At 28.1% G+C, this 21,306-nt stretch carries 18 protein-coding genes; 5 read left to right on the top strand and 13 right to left on the bottom strand.

Annotation, left to right across the window (positions count from 1 at the left end):
* Positions 1-143: 143 nt before the first annotated feature.
* Genes nadC through nadA form a run of 3 tightly spaced genes read right to left on the bottom strand, consistent with a single transcriptional unit; the run spans position 144 to position 3,189 of the window.
* Entirely contained in the window at positions 144-980 is an 837-nt protein-coding gene (gene nadC / locus KGF39_RS11255) for a carboxylating nicotinate-nucleotide diphosphorylase (RefSeq protein WP_227822374.1), read from the bottom strand.
* Complete coding sequence (locus KGF39_RS11260) at positions 961-2,262, bottom strand: L-aspartate oxidase (protein WP_227822375.1); 1,302 nt, start codon at positions 2,260-2,262, stop codon at positions 961-963. The genes nadC and KGF39_RS11260 overlap by 20 nt, the downstream gene beginning before the upstream one ends.
* 12 nt (positions 2,263-2,274) lie before the next feature.
* Positions 2,275-3,189: a quinolinate synthase NadA gene (nadA, locus tag KGF39_RS11265; RefSeq protein WP_227822376.1), complete on the bottom strand. Its 915-nt coding sequence runs from the start codon at positions 3,187-3,189 to the stop codon at positions 2,275-2,277.
* A gap of 417 nt (positions 3,190-3,606) precedes the next feature.
* Here nadA and KGF39_RS11270 point away from each other — a divergent pair, with 417 nt between their 5' ends.
* The 3 genes from KGF39_RS11270 (at position 3,607) to KGF39_RS11280 (ending at position 6,082) form a co-directional block, all read left to right on the top strand.
* Positions 3,607-5,064, top strand: coding sequence for a carbon starvation CstA family protein (locus tag KGF39_RS11270; RefSeq protein ID WP_227822377.1), 1,458 nt, complete (start codon positions 3,607-3,609; stop codon positions 5,062-5,064).
* A 221-nt stretch (positions 5,065-5,285) separates the two neighbouring features.
* Positions 5,286-5,714 carry a hypothetical protein gene (locus KGF39_RS11275; protein WP_227822378.1) on the top strand — a complete coding sequence of 143 codons (429 nt, stop codon included), beginning with the start codon at positions 5,286-5,288 and terminating at the stop codon, positions 5,712-5,714.
* Between the two features lie 59 nt (positions 5,715-5,773).
* Positions 5,774-6,082, top strand: coding sequence for a DUF1540 domain-containing protein (locus tag KGF39_RS11280; RefSeq protein WP_003430798.1), 309 nt, complete (start codon positions 5,774-5,776; stop codon positions 6,080-6,082).
* A 346-nt stretch (positions 6,083-6,428) separates the two neighbouring features.
* Here KGF39_RS11280 and KGF39_RS11285 read toward each other — a convergent pair whose 3' ends face one another.
* From KGF39_RS11285 to KGF39_RS11330, 10 genes are all read right to left on the bottom strand, one after another.
* Positions 6,429-6,935, bottom strand: a complete 507-nt coding sequence (locus tag KGF39_RS11285; protein ID WP_227822379.1) for an NUDIX domain-containing protein — start codon at positions 6,933-6,935, stop codon at positions 6,429-6,431.
* 59 nt (positions 6,936-6,994) lie between these two features.
* Positions 6,995-7,696, bottom strand: coding sequence for a hypothetical protein (locus KGF39_RS11290; RefSeq protein ID WP_227822380.1), 702 nt, complete (start codon positions 7,694-7,696; stop codon positions 6,995-6,997).
* A gap of 218 nt (positions 7,697-7,914) precedes the next feature.
* On the bottom strand, positions 7,915-8,985 hold the full coding sequence (gene buk, locus KGF39_RS11295) for a butyrate kinase (protein WP_227822381.1): 1,071 nt from the start codon (positions 8,983-8,985) through the stop codon (positions 7,915-7,917).
* Between the two features lie 52 nt (positions 8,986-9,037).
* The gene (locus KGF39_RS11300; RefSeq protein WP_227822382.1) at positions 9,038-9,613 is read right to left on the bottom strand and encodes an indolepyruvate oxidoreductase subunit beta; all 576 of its coding nucleotides are present in this window, start codon (positions 9,611-9,613) and stop codon (positions 9,038-9,040) included.
* A gap of 1 nt (position 9,614) precedes the next feature.
* Positions 9,615-11,402 carry an indolepyruvate ferredoxin oxidoreductase subunit alpha gene (gene iorA / locus KGF39_RS11305; protein WP_227822383.1) on the bottom strand — a complete coding sequence of 596 codons (1,788 nt, stop codon included), beginning with the start codon at positions 11,400-11,402 and terminating at the stop codon, positions 9,615-9,617.
* A gap of 60 nt (positions 11,403-11,462) precedes the next feature.
* Positions 11,463-12,722 carry an aminotransferase class I/II-fold pyridoxal phosphate-dependent enzyme gene (locus KGF39_RS11310; protein WP_227822384.1) on the bottom strand — a complete coding sequence of 420 codons (1,260 nt, stop codon included), beginning with the start codon at positions 12,720-12,722 and terminating at the stop codon, positions 11,463-11,465.
* A 260-nt stretch (positions 12,723-12,982) separates the two neighbouring features.
* Entirely contained in the window at positions 12,983-14,983 is a 2,001-nt protein-coding gene (locus KGF39_RS11315) for a sigma 54-interacting transcriptional regulator (RefSeq protein WP_227822385.1), read from the bottom strand.
* 7 nt (positions 14,984-14,990) lie between these two features.
* Positions 14,991-16,820: a GGDEF domain-containing protein gene (locus tag KGF39_RS11320; RefSeq protein WP_306800922.1), complete on the bottom strand. Its 1,830-nt coding sequence runs from the start codon at positions 16,818-16,820 to the stop codon at positions 14,991-14,993.
* Positions 16,821-16,903: 83 nt separating this feature from the next.
* Entirely contained in the window at positions 16,904-18,745 is a 1,842-nt protein-coding gene (locus tag KGF39_RS11325; protein WP_227822387.1) for a GGDEF domain-containing protein, read from the bottom strand.
* A 130-nt stretch (positions 18,746-18,875) separates the two neighbouring features.
* Positions 18,876-19,295, bottom strand: coding sequence for a DUF3785 domain-containing protein (locus KGF39_RS11330; protein WP_107595041.1), 420 nt, complete (start codon positions 19,293-19,295; stop codon positions 18,876-18,878).
* A 318-nt stretch (positions 19,296-19,613) separates the two neighbouring features.
* Here KGF39_RS11330 and KGF39_RS11335 point away from each other — a divergent pair, with 318 nt between their 5' ends.
* Complete coding sequence (locus tag KGF39_RS11335; protein WP_054274392.1) at positions 19,614-19,796, top strand: hypothetical protein; 183 nt, start codon at positions 19,614-19,616, stop codon at positions 19,794-19,796.
* 334 nt (positions 19,797-20,130) lie between these two features.
* Complete coding sequence (locus tag KGF39_RS11340; protein ID WP_227822388.1) at positions 20,131-21,147, top strand: alpha-hydroxy-acid oxidizing protein; 1,017 nt, start codon at positions 20,131-20,133, stop codon at positions 21,145-21,147.
* Positions 21,148-21,306 lie beyond the last annotated feature (159 nt).

The raw sequence follows: 21,306 nt of genomic DNA on the forward strand, positions 1-21,306 counted from the left end.
TTTATCTATATATATTTAATTATTTTTTAATTTTCGTTAATTATAGTAAATAAAAAATAGATTACTTAAAGGTATATAGTGCCCTTAAGTAATCTATTTTTTATTTACTATATCATTAAACTAAATCCATTTTAATATAAAATTTATATATTTCTTAAATTTTTCATACTTATATCAAGAGCTTTAACAGAATGTGTAAGTGCTCCTACAGAAACAACATCCACACCAATTTTTCCTATAGATTCTATAGTATCTAAATTTACATTTCCAGAAAATTCTACAATTGCTCTTCCATTTATAATATCTACAGCTTGTTTTGCCATTTCTAAACTCATATTATCCAACATTATTATATCTGCTTTTGCTTCTATAGCTTCTTTTACCATATCTAAAGTTTCCACTTCTACTTCTATCTTTCTGACAAATGAAGTGTTTTTTCTAGCTAATTCAACTGCATTCTTAACACCACCAGCAGCTCCAATATGGTTGTCTTTAAGCAATATTCCATCAGATAAATTAAATCTATGATTGCATCCTCCACCTACTTTAACAGAATATTTATCTAATATTCTAAGATTGGGTATCGTTTTTCTACTATCTAACAACTTTGTATTTGTACCTTCAAGCTTTTCAACATACTTACTTGTAATAGTAGCTATACCGCTCATTCTCTGTAAATAATTTAATGCTACACGCTCTCCTACAAGTAATTTTCTAGTATTACCAGTTAATACAGCTATTTTTTCACGATTCTTTACCATATCACCATCATTTTTATATAATTCTACATCCACATCTCCAAGTATCTCAAAAACCCTCTTAAATACGCCTAGACCAGCTATTATACCATCTTGTTTGCAAATTAAATCTACAGTAGATTTAGAATTTTCATCCACAATAGAATTAGTTGTTATATCTTCACTTGGAACATCTTCTATTAAAGCATCCTGTATCATTCTATCAATAATCAAATAATTCATCGCCAAAATCCTCACTTGTTCTTTCAATTTCTTTTATAACTAATATTTTATTCTCTTTTTTTACCTGTTCTATATCTATATCCATATCTGGTATATCCATAAATTTAACTTTTATATTATCTATAACTGAGTTTATATTTTTAGCTGCTCTCTTTGAAAATACAAGCCCTTCAAGTAATGAATTACTTGCCAATCTATTTGCTCCATGAACACCTGTACAACTAATTTCACCAACTGCATACAAATTTTCCATAGATGTTTTTGAATCCAAATCTACATGTATCCCACCCATAAAATAATGTTGTGCAGGAGATACCTTTATATATTCTTTCGTTATATCTGTTCCTCTAGCTAAACATTCATTGTAAATGAAAGAAAATCTATTAATTAAGTACTCACTTCCTAGATGCGTTGCATCTAAACACACATAAGGCAAATTGTCTTTTTCCATTTGTTCAAAAATAGCTTTTGAAACTACATCTCTAGGAAGAAGTTCATCGACAAATCTTTCTTTATTTTTATTTAAAAGCTTAGCTCCCTCTCCTCTTAATGATTCAGATATAAGCATTCTCCTACCTTCACTATTCTCTTCATAAAATGCTGTAGGGTGTATTTGAATATACTCTAAATTTTCTATTTTAATATTATTTCTTAGGGCTATGGCAATTCCATCCCCTGTAAGATGTCTTTGGTTAGTAGAGTTTTTGAAAAGCCCACCAATTCCACCTGTAGCTAAAACTACTACTTTTGAAAAAACATGAATCTCTTTTTGGGACTTGAAAATTCTAGCTCCGATACATTTATTGCCATCTTTTAATATATCTAAAAGATAGGCATCTTCTATAAGAGTTATATTTTCTCTAGCTCTAGCTTCTTTTAATAGAGTCTTAAAAACAACCTCTCCAGTATTATCCTTGCTATGAACTATTCGATTTACACTATGAGCTCCTTCTCTTGTGTAATCTATCTCTCCATTTTCTTTGTCTAAAGGCATACCATACTCTACTATCTGCCCTACATTTTCTATAGATTCATCTGCGAGTACTTGAACTGCCTCAACTCTATTTTTATACTGTCCAGCCTTCATTGTGTCTTCTACAAAAGATTCTATATCATCAATATTTCTAGCAGTTGAAATTCCACCTTGTGCAAGATATGTATTGTTGTTTTCAATTGTTGATTTTGATACTACTAGTACATTTAAATTTTCATCTAAATTTAATGCACAATATAATCCTGAAACACCACTTCCAACTATTAAAACGTCTTGTTCTAAATTCATAAGTCTATCCCTCTATCCTTCTGCTAATCTGTGCATGTTAAGCAGTGAATTTAAAGCCTTTTCCATAATTTCATCTTCTACAATAACTTCATTTTCCATATTTTTAAGTATACTGTATAGATTTTCTAATGTTGTCTTTTTCATATCTGTACATAATATTTTCCCACCAGGAATATAAAAGTTTTTATTAGGATTCTTTTTCTTTAATTCATGTAATATCCCTTCTTCAGTTGCTATTATAAAATCTTTATTTCCACTATTAGTAGCATATTTTATTATTCCTGATGTACTACCTACATAATCTCCTAAATCCCTTATCTCTTTTTTACATTCTGGATGCACTAATACTTCTGCATCTTTATACTTATCTTTTAACTCAATTATTTCTTCTACCTTTATATTGTTATGGTATTTACAATATCCGTCCCAAAATATAAAGTTTTTATCTGGAAATTTCTCTGCAATATATCCTCCTAAATTTTTATCTGGAAGGAATATGATTTCTTTATTATTTATATTTTCTAATATTTTAATTGCACTAGACGATGTAACGGAAACATCACAATGTGCTTTAACTTTAGCTGTAGAGTTTATATAACATACAACCAAAGCATTTGGATACTGTTGTTTTAGTTTTATCACGCCTTCTTCATCTACCATATCTGCCATAGCACACCCAGCGTTACTTACTGGCATCAATACAGTTTTTTCAGGTGATACTATCTTAGCACTTTCTCCCATAAATCTTACTCCACAAAATACAACCACTTCTTCTTTACAATCTCTAGCAATCTCACTTAAATAATATGAGTCGCCAACTGCATCTGCTAATTCTTGTATTTCTGGTGGTTGATAAAAATGGGCAAGTATTATTGCATTTTTTTCTTTCTTTAGCTCTTTGATTTGATATGTTAAATCTTTATCCATAATTGCACCGCTTTCTATATGTACTAGTGTATATACACCTGTAAACTCATTATATCACTTGACTATTCTTTCTTCAATAATTTTAGACCTCTTAATATTGTTAAGATATAGACATTTACATTATCAATTGATTTATCTTTTTTCCTTGTCTATTTAAACTATTTTTTATGTTTTTTAATTTTTTTGTAATATATTATCAGAATTTTGTTTATATTCTTTATTAGTATAATATTGAAAATTTTACTAAATACATGTATACTAAGTACATGGTTATGTATATGTATTTATTCCTGAAATTATATTAGTTTTAATACTTTATAGAATTTGTAGCTTGTCTAGAATTAAATTTTATATAAGCCTACACATTTAGACAATATGTATACAGAATCCAAAAAATTTTATAAATGGGGTGATATTATGACAACATTCTTAATCGGCTTGGCTATACTACTAATAGGAGGTGCTTTATACGGCGCTTATTGTGAAAAAGTATTTGACCCAGATGACAGAAAAACACCTGCACTTGCTCAAAGTGATGGAGTAGACTATGTTCCAATGAAAAAGTGGAAAAATAGTCTAATTGAGTTGCTTAATATAGCTGGTACAGGACCAATTTTAGGGCCTATCCAAGGTATATTATTTGGTCCAATAGCATTTATACTAATCCCAATTGGTTGTGTATTTGGGGGAGCTTTACATGACTATATGAGTGGAATGATTTGTATAAGAGAAAAAGGAGCACAAATGCCTTCCCTTATCAGTAGATTTTTAGGTAATAAAGTATTTCAAGTCTATAATATATTCCTTTGTCTTTTAATGCTTTTAGTTGGTGCAGTTTTTATTTACACACCTGGGGATTTAGTTGTTACTCAAATATTAAATATGAAATCAACTATAAATAATCCAGTTGTCTGGATAGTTTACGGAATTATCTTTCTGTATTACCTATGTGCAACACTATTTCCAATTGATAAAATTATAGGAAAGATATATCCAATATTTGGAGCCATTCTGCTTTTGTCTGCTGCTGGTGTTGGAATTGGTATATTTACACAAGGTTATGATTTAGCTAATCTAAGCATTGCAAATTGGAAGGGTATTCATCCTGAGGGAATTCCTCTTATACCTACATTCTTCGTTACAGTTGCTTGTGGTATAGTTTCTGGATTCCACTCAACTCAAGCTACTCTTATAGCAAGATCCGTTTCAAATGAAAAAGAAGGAAAGACTACTTTTTATAACATGATGATTTTAGAAGGTTTAATTGCAATGATTTGGGCTGCAGCTGCTATGGGTATTTACAATAAAGGAATACCTAAAGAATTAATAGGTTCTCCTGATGTAATAGGTTTAGTTGCAAGAGATTTACTTGGCTCTATTGGGGGTATCATAGCTATAATAGGCGTTATTGTTTTACCAATAACTTCTGGAGATACAGCTTTAAGATCTCTAAGATTGATGCTTGCAGATTACTTTCATTATGACCAAAAGGAAAAGAAACATCGCGTTATATTATCAATCTGTATATTTATTCCTGTCATAGCCATCCTCATATTTGCAAAGCTTAGCGCTTCTGGATTTAATATATTGTGGAGATACTTCTCATGGAGTAATCAAACTATTGCTATATTCGCATTTGCAATGATTACAGTTTACCTTATAATAAAAGGAAAGAATTATATTATAAGCTTAATTCCAGGCATGTTTTATTCTTTTGTTATATTCAGTTATATATTTAATGCTCAAATTGGATTTAATTTAAATATAAATATATCATATGTTTTAGCTGCTATATTTACTGTATTGTATGCTGTTTTAACTGTACGCTCTGGTAGAAAGTTAAAAAGCAAAGCAGATACCAAACTAGCTGACTAAAGTTAGGTAAAATAACATTTAGACTAAATTTTAATAAAAAATGATAAAAAATAGGCATCTCAAGTTAGAGATTGCCTCTTTTTTATTTAATACAGCAATAAATATTTAAGTATTTACTCCTTGTTGGAATATTTATCCTATATTTCTAATATAAATAAATAAAAGTTTTAAAATAATCTATACATTTATATACTTAAAATAAATTTTTTGGAGGAATACTTATGAATAATAAATTACATGAACTAGAAAAAAATCTACCAGAAACATCTTGCTCTTTTTGCACACATCTTTCATTTAAGGGGCCTAGCCTAGACTATAGATATGATATTAGATGTGTTATTTCAGATACAAAACCTGACTTTAGAGGATGTTGTGAATATTTTGAACCAGAATATACAGAGTTAAATACAGGAGATTTAGACAATTTATACATAAACTTTCTTGAGACATGCCTCAAGGTAAATTATAATGATTACATCAATTCTATGTACTGGAAGTTATTTAAAGAAAGAACTTTACTAGAAAACAATTTTAAGTGTTCTATATGTGGCTCAACTGAAAATGTTGATGTGTATCATGTTAATAAAAATTTAGGAAGGGAAACTTCCGAAGATGTAGTTGTTAAATGTAATAAATGTAATTGTAAATAAGTGTATAAAATTTAAATAACTTCACATAATAAGTTTAAATAAAACTTAGGAGGTTATTTATGAAAAATAATAATTTAAATTGTGCTGCTACTAATTGTGCTTATAATACTAGTGGATACTGCTATGCTGGTAGCATAAAAGTAGACGGAATGCAAGCAACTACTACAGAAAATACTTACTGTGCTTCTTTTGAAGACAAATATACGTCTGGAATAACTAGTCGTTCTAATGAAACTAACCAAGTTGACACAGATAACATTCATTGTGAAGCTGTAAAATGTAAATATAATAAAAATGAACTTTGTAAAGCTGAAAAAGTTCATATAAATGAAAGAAATGCAAGTTGTGAAACTTTTGAAATGAAATAAATTTCTTTTTATTTAAATTTATAGTGTTATAAAAATCAAAATGGAACCTATCAAATAGACGTCTTTATTAATGATGCCTAATTATAGGTTCTTTTTTAAAGCGAATCATAATCCATATATACAAATAAATTATTATTTTGATATATTACCTAGAAGTAAATTTAACACCCAAAATATCCATAAGGAACATAAATATTGGAACTCCAATTAATAATCCCCATACCCCTAAATAGCGCTCTCCACAAGTAAAATAATAAAAATACTTATTAATTTTTCATAAAACAATATTAAAATTTAGAGAAGATAAATTTTAAATACTCATACTTATACTGAAATCTGCTCCACATCATATGTTTAATTTATTATTATCTATATCAGATAGTAATTCGTATATTTCTGGATACTCAAAAAACAAACCATCTTTTAGCAATTGTCTTATTTCATCTGTACTTACCCATTTTATGTCACTTACCTCTTCTTCCTGTAAAATAGCTTTTGATATATCATACTCCTTTTTAACTAAATATACATCCCAAAAAGTATCACCATGAATCATACTCCTAAAAATCTTCATTTCATCTTTAGATATATCTATCCCTATCTCTTCCTTTGCTTCACGAATTGCACCTTCTAAACTATTTTCGCCAGAAACAATACATCCTGTTGTCATTCCCCACATGTTAGGTAGTGTCTTTTTATTTTTAGACCTTTTCTGAATTAAAATTTGAGAGTCGTTATTTAAAATCCATACTTCAACTGCTAAATGGTAATAACCTTTTTTAATAGAATTACCTCTCTCTATAACATTTCCTGTTTTAATTCCATCAGCATTATATAAATCCCATAACTCCATTCTAAAATCTCCTTGCCTTTACTATAAATTAACTAAACTACAAATATATTTTATACTAATTAATTTTGCTCATTTTTTATTACAATACTTGATTTACATTTATGCTCATCACTTTTCTTTTCCTTCCATTCTTTTATATCATCTATAATAAATCTATGTTTCAGCGATTTTGTATCAAATTTAAATATCCTAAATACTATTTGCAATACATATCCTAACCCCAATGCACTTACAAGTGTACCAATACCTACAGAACCTCCCAACAACCAACCAACAACTAGTGCTAGTATTTCAAGAATCGTTCTAACAAGACGTACAGATTTATTAGTTTTTTTCTGAAGAGCAATCATAAGCCCATCTCTCGGTCCACTTCCAAGACAAACACCTAAATATAGAAAACTTGCTATTGCTGCCAAAATAATTCCTATAACAACCATAAATACACCTACATAAGTGTTACTTGCATGAGGTATCACTCCAGAAAACATTACTAAATCAATAAAAATTCCTATAAATGTCATGTTAAGTAAAGTACCCCATCCTATATTCTCACCAAAAACTGCATCCAATATAACGATTATAACTCCTGCCATTATAGAAGCCTGACCTATAGTTATACCTAGCTTTATAGATAAACCTTGATGAAGTACATCCCAAGGCATAAGACCTACATGTGCATTAACCATAAGCACAGAAGAAATTGCAAATATAAAGAAACCTGAAAATAATCTTATCATACTTTTTAAATTTATTTTTCCCATCAAAAATCACTCCTTATAATAATAATAACAATAAATACCAATAAAATATATATATAAATACGAAATTTTACAGAATTCTTCATTAGCTTAAGATAAAATTTTAATTATAAAAAAGTGGTAATCCACATTTTATACATTTTCACCTATACTCTAAGCTTTCGTGTATAAAAAACGGATATACCACTTTTTTAGTATATAAACATTTTTAGTTTTTCTTATTAATTTTCACTATAAACTCTAGCTTCTTCTTCTCCATTTAGTACTCTTAGAGTTCCAAAAGCAAGTGATTCCAACTCATTTTCTCCTGCCATAATTTCTACAGGTGCTATAAATTCAACTTTCTTTTTGACCATTGAAGTAAACATTTCAGAATATGCAATTCCACCTGTTATAATTATAGCATCTACTTTTCCATCTACTACAGTTGCCAACTCTCCAATACCTTTTGCCAATTGATAAGCCATTGCTTCATAAATAATTTTTGCTTCTTGATTTCCTTCTGCTATCATTTTTTCAACTTCTCTAGCATCTACAGTATTTAAGTATGAAACTATACCACCTTTACCTCTTATCTTTTTAGTCATTTCTCTTTCTGAATATTGACCTGAATAACAAACAGCCACTAATTTTGTGGCAGGTACTCTTCCTGACCTTTCTGGAGAAAATGGTCCTTCATCATCAGATAGCATATCAACCATTCTTCCTTTTTCATGAAGATAAATACTTACTCCTCCACCAATATGAGCTACTATTAAGTTTAAGCTCTTATAATCTTTTCCATTATCTTTAGCATATTTCAAAGCCATGGCTCTAGTATTCAATGCGTGCCCTGCACTTGCTCTATCCATCCCACAAAGACCAGATATTCTTGCTACATCTATTAGCTCATCTACTGCAACAGAATCATAAATATATGAGTTTATTCCAAGAGGTTCTGATATTGCATGTGCAACAACAGCTCCTAAATTTGAGGCATGTTCAAGCACGGGTCTATGTCTAAGTACATCAATCATTTCTTCATTTACTAAATATGCTCCTGATTTTACTGGTGGTAAAACTCCACCTCTTCCTACTATTGCACTAAGAGATTTTAAATCTATACTATTTTCTTTAAGAATATTCAAAACTGCTTCTTTACGCATTTCAAATTGGTCTTGTATTGTATTATATTTTGCAATCTCTTCAGCTGGATGGTCTATTGTCTTCACAAGAATTTGTTCTTCTCCATCATATACTGCTATTTTTGTAGAAGTAGAACCTGGATTTATGGCTAATATTCTGTAAGTCATAATTTTCTTCCTTTCACCTTAATTTCTATAGTCTATTTATATCTATTATAAACTATTTGCTAACCATTTCCATACCTTCATGGAAAGCTTTTATATTTAATTCAACAAATTTTGGTTTAACATTTTCACTTATAATTTTTTCCCAATCAATAGACTCTAGTTGCATAGATTTAACTAGACATCCTAATAAAATAACATTCATTATTTTTGAATTTCCTAATTCTTCAGCTTTATCAGCAGCATTTATAACTTTTGCATTTAATCTATTCAACTCTGCATCTATATCACTCTCTAGATATTCAGCTCCTCCGATTAAAACAGTCATAGAGTCTATTCTATGATTATTTACTAAAGCTTTTCCTTCTGGTCTTAAATAATTGAACCATCTTAAAGCTTCCATCTTTTCAAAAGATACTAATATATCTGCTCCACCAATTTCTATAACCGGAGAATGGACACAGTCTCCATATCTAACTTGTGAAGAAACTGAACCGCCTCTTTGACTCATTCCATGTATTTCACTCATTTTTACATCATATCCAGCTTCCATCAATCCCATAGTTAATAATTTACTAGCAAGTATAGTTCCTTGACCTCCTACACCTACCAAAAGTATACTCTTAGTCATATTATTTTTCCTCCTTAACTATTGCTTGTTTTGGACAAACTTGTGAACATACTCCACATCCTACACACTGATTTCTATCTATATTTGATAATTTATTTTCTTTATCAAATGATAGGGCTGGACATCCAGTTTTCAAACATAATTTACATCCTATACATTTATCATGGTTAACTTTACACTTAGTCTTAAATGGATTATTGAATTCTTCTATATCTTCTTTAGAGAATTTCTTAAGCACACATGGCCATCTTGTTATTATTACTGATGGTTCATCTTCTATAGCTAAAGCCCAATCTAATGCTTCATTTACTTCTTTTAGATTGTTAGGGTCTATAACTCTTACATGTTCAACTCCACAAGCTTTAACTAATCCTTCTATATCAACTTCTTTAGTTTTAGCACCTTGTAAAGTATATCCTGAACCTGGATTTTCTTGGTGACCTGTCATTCCAGTTATTCTATTGTCTAATATAATTGATATAGAATTACCTCTATTGTAAACTACATCTAAAAGTCCATTTATTCCTGTATGGAAGAATGTTGAATCTCCAAGTACACCTACTAATCTTTTTTCATTACCATCCTTCATATTAAGAACTTTTTGAGCTCCATGTGCAGTTCCAAAAGCAGAACCCATACAAACAACATAATCTATTCCATTATATGGAGGAGCAAATCCAAGAGTATAACATCCTATATCTCCACCAACTATTAAATTTTTTCTTTTTCCAAGTTCATAAAAGAATCCTCTATGTGGACATCCTGCACAGAAACTTGGTGGTCTTGGCGTTACTAATTCAGCTTTGTATTCTATAGTATCATTTGTTTTTCCAAATATAGCTTTTCTTAAAACATCTGGTGTCATTTCTCCATATGGAGGTATTACATCTTTTCCAATACAATCTATTCCATACGCTTTTATTTGTTCTTCTATAAATGGGTCATTCTCTTCTATAACATATATTTTATCAACTTTATCTGCAAATTCTTTTATTTTTTCATAAGGTAATGGATTTGTAAATCCTAATTTCATATATGATGCATTTTTTCCAAAGACTTCTTTAGCAAAATTACAACACATACCTGAAGCTATAACACCTATTTTTGTATCATTTATCTCATAGTAGTTTAAATCAGTTTCATTTGAGAATTTTTTAAGAATTTCCATTCTTTCTTCAACAACGCCTCTTCTTATTTGAGCATTTGCTGGAACAGTTACCATCTTCTTAGCATTTTTAATATACTCTTTAATTTCAATTTCTTCTCTATCATAGCATTCTACTAATCCTTTTGAATGACAGAGTCTTGTTGTAACTCTATATAAAACTGGTGTATCATATTTTTCACTAACTTCAAAAGCTTCTTTTATCATATCTTTAGCTTCTTGACTAGTTGATGGTTCAAATAAAGGTATCTTTGCAAATTTTGCATACATCCTATTGTCTTGCTCATTTTGAGATGAATGCATTCCCGGTTCATCTGCTGTAATAAGTACCATACCACCATTTACTCCTGTATATGCATAAGTAAATATTGGATCAGCTGCAACATTCACACCAACATGTTTCATAGAAGCCATTGTTCTTGCTCCTGCAATTGAACCCCCTATAGCAGCCTCAAGTGCTACCTTTTCGTTTGGAGCCCATTCTGCAACTATTGCATCTTTATATGTTGCTATATTTTCTAATATTTCTGTACTTGGAGTCCCTGGATATGCAGATGCATATTTAACACCAGCCTCATAGGCTCCACGTGCAATTGCTTCATTACCTGTCATCAATTGTTTCATATAAAATTCCCTCCATCTACAATTATTAAATTCATAGTCCACCCAATTTGTTCAATGAAATTAATTATTTATTTTTACTTCTAAACTTTCAAGTGCTTCTTTTATAATACTTGGAGCTTTCTTACATTTTTCTTCTGAAACTGCACAAACTGCAAATCTTAAGCCCATTTTTAATGGAACTGCAAATAAATTATGTTTAGTCAATTCTTCACATACTTCTCTTGGATTATCACATGGTATACTTACAAAGAAACCTGCTATATATGGAAGAATTTCTAATCCTACTCTTTCAGCTTCTTTTACAAATACATCTGCTCTTCTAGTAAGCATGTTTTTGTATATTTCTTTTTCATCCTCATATTCTTTGAATTTTTTAGGGTCATTTACAATGTTAGATAATACTGCCATAGCACTTCTATTACAATTTGACCAGTTTGCTCTACATGAATGAACACATGAATAATGGAACTCTTCAGCTACATCCTCACTTGAAGAGATACAAATTATAGCACCCATTCTCATACCATAAGCTGTAAATCCTTTTGACATACTGAATCCAACTAATACGAGAACGTTTTCAGGTAAATTAGAAAATTTCTTAAAAAACTTTCTACATACATCATCATCACCTGCAAAGTCAATATATGCTGAATCTACGAAAAATATTATCTTTTTATCTTTATCTTTTGCAACTTCTTTTGATAAGTCTAATATTTTATCCCATTCATCATCTGCAACACTATATCCAGTTGGATTGTGAGCTGGTGTGTTTATAATTGTAAAAACTCTATCTTGTTTTTCTGCTATATTTATAAAATTTTCTTTAAATGATTCAAAATTAAACCTTCTATTTTCATCAAACAATTGGTAATTAACTACTTTTCTATTAGCTTCTTCAGCTATACTTACATATGGACTCCAGAACCAATCAGATGTTAAAACCTCATCACCTTCATTAGTATAGTTCCATACAGCTAATTTTATTGCACCACTTCCTCCTGGTGAAGCTAATACTCTTATATGTCCTTCTGGTAAGTAATCTCTGAAAAATACTTTTTTAACTGCTTCTAAGTAATCTGGCTGACCTTCAAGAGCCGCATATGCACCTATCTCACAGTTGTCTAATGCCTTATATTCTTCATATACAGTTTTCATTGTTATTAATTTTCCTGAATCATCCATTAGAGCACCTATTGTTGCATTTATTACATTATCCATGCCCAAAGCTTTTTCTGCTGCTTGAGCTCTACCAGATAAGCTAAATATAACATCATTTTCTTTTGGCCACATTGCATGCTTACCAACCATACTTTGACTCATACCATCACCCCTAAAATTGTATTTACTCTCACATTATATATTAAGCAATTAGCATGCCAATAAATTTTATTTTATGTAAAACTGGTTTTGTTTAGAATTCTGATTTTTTTCATTATTAAATTAAGTATTTTAGTTGTTTCTCTTATGAATATATATGCTTGTCTAAAAAAATAAAAATTAAGAAAAAAATAATGTTAATTTTTATTAACACTTGTTTCAAAAAATTAACATTATTTTTAAAAGAATATATGTAGTTGTATTTAAATATTTTTGTTATATTTTTTCCATAAAGATGTCCTGCTTATTCCAAGAACTTGTGCAACTTCATTTTTAGAAAGCCCCTGAGCAAAAAGCATATTTATTATTTTTTCTTCAACATACTTATTTACTTCTTTTATATCAATACTTACCTTACCATCATGTATTTTACTTATATCTATAGCCTCATCTTGAACTTCTGCACTTGCTGTCGTTTCAGAATTAAATTTATCTATTTCAGAATCAGGTGACATTTTTTTAGTTCTAAAATCTTGATTTTGTCTTAATTTAATTTTACCTGTCACAACATATTTTTGAGCTATTGTCTTTAGCTCTCTTACATTCCCAGGCCAACTATAATTATATAGATTATCCATTTCATCTTTGGGCAAAACAAAATTTTCATCTATGCTGTTTATTCCATTAAGACCATCATCTTTTAACACTTCATTTACAAAATTATTAAATAATGGTATTATATCTTCTCTTCTATCTCTTAAAGGAGGTATATTTATCTCTAAACTACTCAATCTATAAAATAAGTCTGCCCTAAATGTGCCCATAACTATTTTTTCTGTTAAAGATTCGTTCGTTGCTGCTATGATTCTTATATCTAGAGGTATTATATAATCAGAACCTATTCTCATTATTTGACGTTCCTCTATTACTCTTAGTAGTTTGGTTTGAATATTAAAGGATAGACTATTTATCTCATCTAGAAAGAGAGTCCCTCCATGAGCAAGTTCAAACAATCCTCTTTTTCCACCTTTTCTAGCTCCAGTAAATGCACCTTCTTCATATCCAAAAAGTTCACTTTCAAGTAAATTTTCTGCTATAGTAGCACAGTTTATAGCAACAAAAGGTCTGTCTTTTCTTTTACTTATATTATGTATACTGTGGGCTATAATTTCTTTACCAGACCCACTTTCTCCATAGAGTAAAGTTGTGTAATCACTTTTTCCAATTTTTTTAGCTTCTTCAATAAATTCTTTAGTTAATTTATCTTTAAATAAAAAATCATCAAAAGTATATCTAGCATAAAGACCTTTTTTATTCAAATCAAATCTTATTTTTCTTTCTAGGTTTTGTAGTTTAGTTATATCTTGTATTATTCCTAAAACTCCATAAGTACTATTGTCAACTTTTATCAATGTCGTTCTAGTATTAACAATTAAGTTGTTTATATTTCTTATCTTTCTATCTTCTACATCATCTTTTTCATGTAAACAGTCTAACATCCACTCCATTTTTGGGAATACATCTAGTATATATTTATTGAGTGCACATTTTCTCTCTACTTTAAGCATGTTTTTTGCACTTTCATTGTATAAAATTATACTACCATTACTATCTATTGCAATTACTCCATCTTTTATACCATCAAGTATATTCCGTAACACTTCATTATTAAATTTTTCTTCACCTAATGTATCTAATAATTTTTTGCAATACTCGACAGCTTCTCTTATAGATTCATCACTAGCAGTTGCAAATACACTATCAATTCCATATTGTCTTGCAAAAGAACATGCTAGACCTCCACCTACTATTACGACTTCATCTTTTTGGTCTATATATTTTACAACTTTACTTCTTATCTCATATTTAGATTCAAACCATTCTTCAGTTATTTCAGTACTTATAACATTTCTCCAGCCAACATAATCAAAAGAAACTTCATTATCTCCCAAAATTAATACTACTTTTTTGGAATACCTTTTTGCTATTTCTATCGCTCTTAAAAGGTCAGTTGACTTCATATTCATAGGTATAACAGGTACATTTACTGTATCTATTACTAAACTATAACCTCCTCCTCTACCAATTATAGCTTGAGCACCTTTTTCAACAAGTATACGTCCTTGATTTTCCATTAAGTCTAGATTAAGTATGTCGATTATTATAGTTCCATTTTCTACGTCTTCTCTATATAATTCTTCTATTCTTTCTTTTAATTCAATATCAGAGGCTATAATTCCTATTTTTTTTCGCAACAAAATCACCTCAATTTTAAATTATAATGTATTGATTTCTACCTGCTTTTTTTGATTTATATAGTTTTTTATCTGCATCTTCAATTAATAGTTCAATATCTTTTCTACTACGACATCTTTTTATACTTACTCCAGCACTTATAGTTATATAGTTTTTTATTTTAGAATATATATGTTCTATACTCTCAAATTCAAGAAGTTTAAAAACTCTTTTAATGTATAATTCTATTTTATCAATCTCTTCAGCATTTATTGATTCTATAGAATCTACTAGTATTAAAATTTCTTCTCCTCCATATCTGATTATGTGTTCAGTAATATCTATAAATACATTCCTTATAATATCAGTTACCTTAATTATAACTTTATCTCCTGCTATATGACCATAGTTATCATTATAACTTTTAAAATAATCTATATCGACCAGTATTGCGACCATATTTTTATCTCTAGTCCCATTAAATAAATCCAACTGTTGTTCCAAATACCTTCTATTATACAGTTGAGTGAGCCCATCTTTTAAAATGTCATTTTCTAGTTTCTTATTATCATCCACAAGTACTCTTAAACTTTCTTGCTTTTGTCTAAGTTCATATTGTTTGTGAATTCCTTGAGACGTTTTATAGGAATTATTTTTTTCCCATTTATCAGAATACCAATCCATACTTTTATAATATTCTATTGCAAGTTTAAACTCTTTTTTTAACTCATATCCATTTGCTATCAACCCATAAAATATAGACATTTTTTTAGGATTTAATGAACTCTTTTTAACTAAATTTAGACCCTTTAGGTAATAGCTTATACCTTCATCTATATTACCAAATTTTATATATAAATCTCCATACAACTTATATATATAATCTAGTTTGGAATTATATATAAAAACATCTCCAAAGCTTTTATATATATTTTTTGATAAAATTAAATATGCGTTTACTCTTTCAAAATTACAATTATCTTTCTTTAACTCAATTTCTGCTGAATATAAAAATATAAATGAATACAAGTAATCCTTATACACACCTTCAACAACTTTCATCAATTTTATAGTCTTTATTAGAACAGCTTCTGCTTCTTTATTCATATCTTCTTTTAAATATGCCCAGATAAGGTCTATTTTTATAGCCACTCTTTCAGTTAGTGATATTGAGTTATTATTATGTGCAACATCTAATACATTATTTATATATTTTATAGCTTCTACATTATTTCCACTTTCTAAATAACACAAGCTTATTATACATTTACAAAAAGCTTCTATAGAGTATAAGTTATTTTCTTGAGCTAGCCTTAAACATTCAATCAGGTACTCCATACTCTTTATAAAGTTATTAAATAAATATAGATAAACTCTTCCAAATATATAGTTTGCTCTACTTACAAGGGGTTTATTTTTTAAATTTTTAAAAAAAGATACTTCTTCCACTAAAGCTATTATATCAGTTTTATTCTGATATAATGCACTTATTTCTACACACAAATTCATATTAAACAAGACCAACAACTCATTCAGGTTATTTTGTCTTATAATTTTTTTTGCTGATAAATAAAAGTTATTTGCCTTATCATATTTTCTTATAGAAATAGATGATAGAGTAAGATAAATATAAATCTTAGATATTATATCTGCATCATCTTTCAATGATAATTTTTTAATATATTCTAATGACTCTGTCAAATAATTGTATGATGCTTCTCTATCTTTTTTTATATAGTTTATAAGACTGATTAGATACAAAACATAGACTCTACTCTTATTTTCTAGTTTTGTACTTAAAAGGTCTTCGTGATAATCCAAGATGTAGTTTAAATCTGTCAAATTTAGATAAAATTTAGTCAACATATCATATTCTATCTTGTTTATATTTCTCTTTAAATCTTCTATTAAACTCCTTTTCAAGTAAATCACCAATCCTATTTCAACAGTTAAAAATTCTTAAAATCATGATAATGCAAACATCTATTTCGCCCACTTTGTTTTGCTTTATATAAGGCTTTATCAGCATTTCCAATTATTTCTCTTATATCTATACTACTATTTTTACATGTATCAATACCAATACTAACTGTCAAATTATTTTTTGAAAGTTTTTTTACAATCCTACATAACTTTCTTCCAAATATTTTACTTTTTTTATAATCTTTACATATAGATAATATCAAAAATTCTTCTCCACCATACCTTACCATAAGCATGTCTTTTTTTAGATATTTTTTTATTATTATAGCTATATTTTTAAGAGCAATATCTCCACTATAATGTCCATAAGTATCATTATATTCTTTAAAATAATCTATATCTATCATAAATACAGTACTGTATTCACTGACTTCTTGTTTTTCTAAAAACTCCTTCAAAAAAGCTCTATTATATACACTTGTTAAATGATCAATATACTTTTTCTTATCTAAATCAATCTGTACTTTTCTCATGTTATTTATTTCTTTTTCTATATATTCATGTCTATAATTTAAAGAATCTATATAATTTCTATTTCTAGCTTTTACATACATCATTTTTAATTCATAATACATTTTAAAATATTTCATACTCATCTCATAATTTTGAATCTTTTCAAAACACAAATATATATTCTTGTATGCTAACTTCACATAATTATAGTTTGTAGCATTTTTAGATTTTTCAAGGAGTTTTTTATTTGTACTTAAGGCATTCTCATAATCTCCAAAGACATAATATATTTTTGCCTGATGATAAATTACTTCCAAAGCATACATTGTATATTCTTCTATATTTTTTATCATACTTAAGATATTTTTAGCCCTATCTAAATAGCAAATTGACTGTTCAAACGATTTCTCATTACTTTTTGCGTAATACATGGATAAATTTATAAATAAATCAAACTTTTCTACTTCTTTTAAACTTTGATTCTTAATTTTTTCCAAATATACTTCAGATTTTGCTAAATTATTTATTGCTACAGAATAATTTTTAGTCTTTATTAATATTTTGGTTATATTATTTGACGCTCTATATTTTTGAATTATATTTACATTTCTATATTTTTTATTGCTTATTGCTTCATTAAAATATTCTATCGAACATTCATAATTTTCAAATGAACATTCACATTCACCTATCTTTATATTACATAATGAAGACATTTCCATGTCCTTTAGTAAATCTGCATATTTTCTTGCTTTTAAAAAATTTACTTTAGCAATTAGAGCATCATCTAAAAACAAAAAATATATTTTACCAATAATAAAAAAATATTTTTTTTTACAATTAAAATCGTTAATTTTTTTTACCTTTATATACAAATCTTCTATTTCTTTAATTATTATAGAAGATTCTATGCACTTACTTGCCTTAATGTAAATAAGTTGTGATTTAAAAATAATTTCTTCAACTGGACAATTATTTTCATCACAAAGAAGGTTAAATTTGTCTATATACAAATTTGCCCTATTTACATCTTCATTTTTTAAACTTAAAATAGCTACTTGTGAATAGAATCGTGCTAAAAATTTATAATCTTTAGGTAAGTATTGCTCAATATATTTATAGGAAATCAAAATATACTCTTTCATTTTTTCACTAAGACCTTGAATACCGTATAATAAAGCTAGCAAAAAATTTGATTTTAATAACATCAAACTATTTTGTTCAGTTTTATAGCAATCGATTGAATTCTTTACTATATCAATTTCATTTTGAATAAAATCATTATTATTCAATAATCTTTCATTCAAGGTTAGCTTAAACATTGAATCTAAAATTGTATCATCTATCTCTTCCAAATATTTACTATATATTGTAACTCACCTCCGACTTACATTATCTCATAAATTTAGTACTTTTCCATACTATTTTTGAAAAAAGTTGATGTCTCAATTTAGAAATTTCTCTTAAATTAAGACATATATTACACTAAACTATACAATTTTCTATCTGAACTATATAATCCTGACAATTTTCACAAATTATCAAACTTACAATATAACTATTATCAACTTTATTTGACCTTGATAATTTATTAAAAGATAATCCTTTGTAATCAATAGATATATTACTTATTACATATTCTCCATCTTTACTGAAAATATAAAAATGATATTCTAGAAAAGGAAAGAATTTTTTCTTTTCTTTTACTCCTTCTAAACATAATGGACATGCTTCTTGATAATATTCTATATCAAAATCAACTTCTTCTGCTTCATTAAGTATATCAATTATTTTTGAAATACTTACTCCTTGAACTGGATTTTCTTCATCATTTATTAAAGCACTACAATTTTCCTCTTTTAATAAATATTCTTTATCATCATATATAAATTTGTATAAACTCATATTATATCCTCCTTACAATTATTAATCTCCAAGTTATTCTACCACTTAAACAAACTTAATAAAAGTAATTGTTTAAAATCTTTACAATTAATTAAGTCATATGTACCATATGTCGCTATATATCTACCTTAATTAATTCTTTTAAAATCCAAGTTTACGTTTTGAGCATCCAGTTTTCCAAAATCCATTGTCAAAACTCACTTTAACTATTATTATAAGTATATAAATATAGAACTGCATAGATGTGACACACTTAACTATTTAATATGATACGATTTAGTATCTAAATTTATATATTGTATATAGGGGGAGATATATATGTATAAAGATAAGAGTGATGAATGTATACACTTAATGACTGCATACATAGATAGTGAAAGTGGATATTATTCATTTATTGACACACAATTAGAAGATTTTATTGTTAAATATGGTGAAAACATTGTTGATTCAAATTTACACAGCATAATGATGTTGCTCTGTAAATGGGGATTGTCTTAGCATTTTGAGAAATTTTTTTATATATTGTATTCTGTATTATTTATTCATTAGTAAAAAAAGATTGTCACAAACTTAAAGACTATATATAGATTTTTAAAGAAATCTATATATAGTCTTTTTAAATTTCCACAAAATGTATACTTGAATAAGTTAAATTTATTTTTCTAAAATTTACCTATATTATATGCTATAATTTAAGTACCTACAACAATAAAAAATATCTAATATGTATTATCTAGTTTAACTCATCATAATATCATCTCTACATTTACAATTAAGATATTTTCAATATAGTAATGCTTAATTTTAATATTATAAAAAGGAGAGTTTTTGTATGAATTATAATGACTTATTAAAATCAGCTAGAGAGAACTTTAATGGAACATGTAAAGTCTGTAAAATTTGTAATGGATTAGCTTGTGCTGGAAATGTTCCTGGTATGGGTGGTAAAGGAAGTGGTTCATCTTTTATTGAAAATAGAAAGAGTCTAGAAAAAATAAAGATAAATATGAGAGTAATACATAATGTTTCAAAGCCAAATACATCAATAGAATTATTTGGTAGAAAAATGAGTTCTCCTATATTCGCTGCACCTGTTTCAGGAACTATATTGAATATGGGTGGTAAAGTTTCTGAAAGAGAATACATAGAGCCTGTTGTTAGAGGTTGCTCCAATTCTGGAATTTATGCTATGGTTGGAGATACTAATGTAGATACTTTTTTATTGGATAATTTAGATGTGTTAAAAGATAATGATGGAAATGGAATTGTATTTATAAAGCCTTGGAAGAATTCAAGGATAATAGAAAAGATTAGATTGTCTGAAGAAGCAGGTGCTTTTGCAGTTGGTGTAGACCTTGACGCTTGTGGATTGATTAATAATCAGCTTCAAGAAAATCCTTTTTCTCCTAAGACAATTGATGAAATTAGAGAATTGGTTGAGTCTACTAGATTACCTTTTATTATAAAAGGAATTATGACTGTAGATGATGCTTTGATGGCTGTAGAGTCTGGTGCTAGTGCTATTATAGTTTCAAATCATGGTGGAAGAGTGCTTGATTATACTCCTGGTACTTGTGAGGTACTACCAGATATAGCTAAGGCTGTAAAGGGAAGGATAACAATACTTGTTGATGGTGGTGTTAGGACTGGTGTTGATGTAGTTAAGATGCTTGGTTTGGGTGCTGATGCTGTTTTGATGGGAAGACCTTTTGTTACTGCTTCTTTTGGTGGTGGTATTGATGGTGTGGAGTTTTTTATAGATAAGATTAGAAATGAGTTGTGTGAGACTATGATTTTGACTGGATGTCAAGAGGTCAAGGATATTGATGGTAAGGTTATATGGAAGTGATTGTAAAATAAATTTATAGCATTTATATTTAAATATTATGTCATTTCACATACACAAAATAGTGTCTCATTTAGTATTTAAGAAATCCTATTGAGACACTATTTTTATATATTTTTTAGATTTTAAGGTAATGTAAAATAATTTGTGCTTCAAGGTTAA

The sequence above is a fragment of the Clostridioides sp. ZZV14-6345 genome, from assembly GCF_020657775.1.
Classification (GTDB): Bacteria; Bacillota; Clostridia; order Peptostreptococcales; family Peptostreptococcaceae; genus Clostridioides; species Clostridioides difficile_D.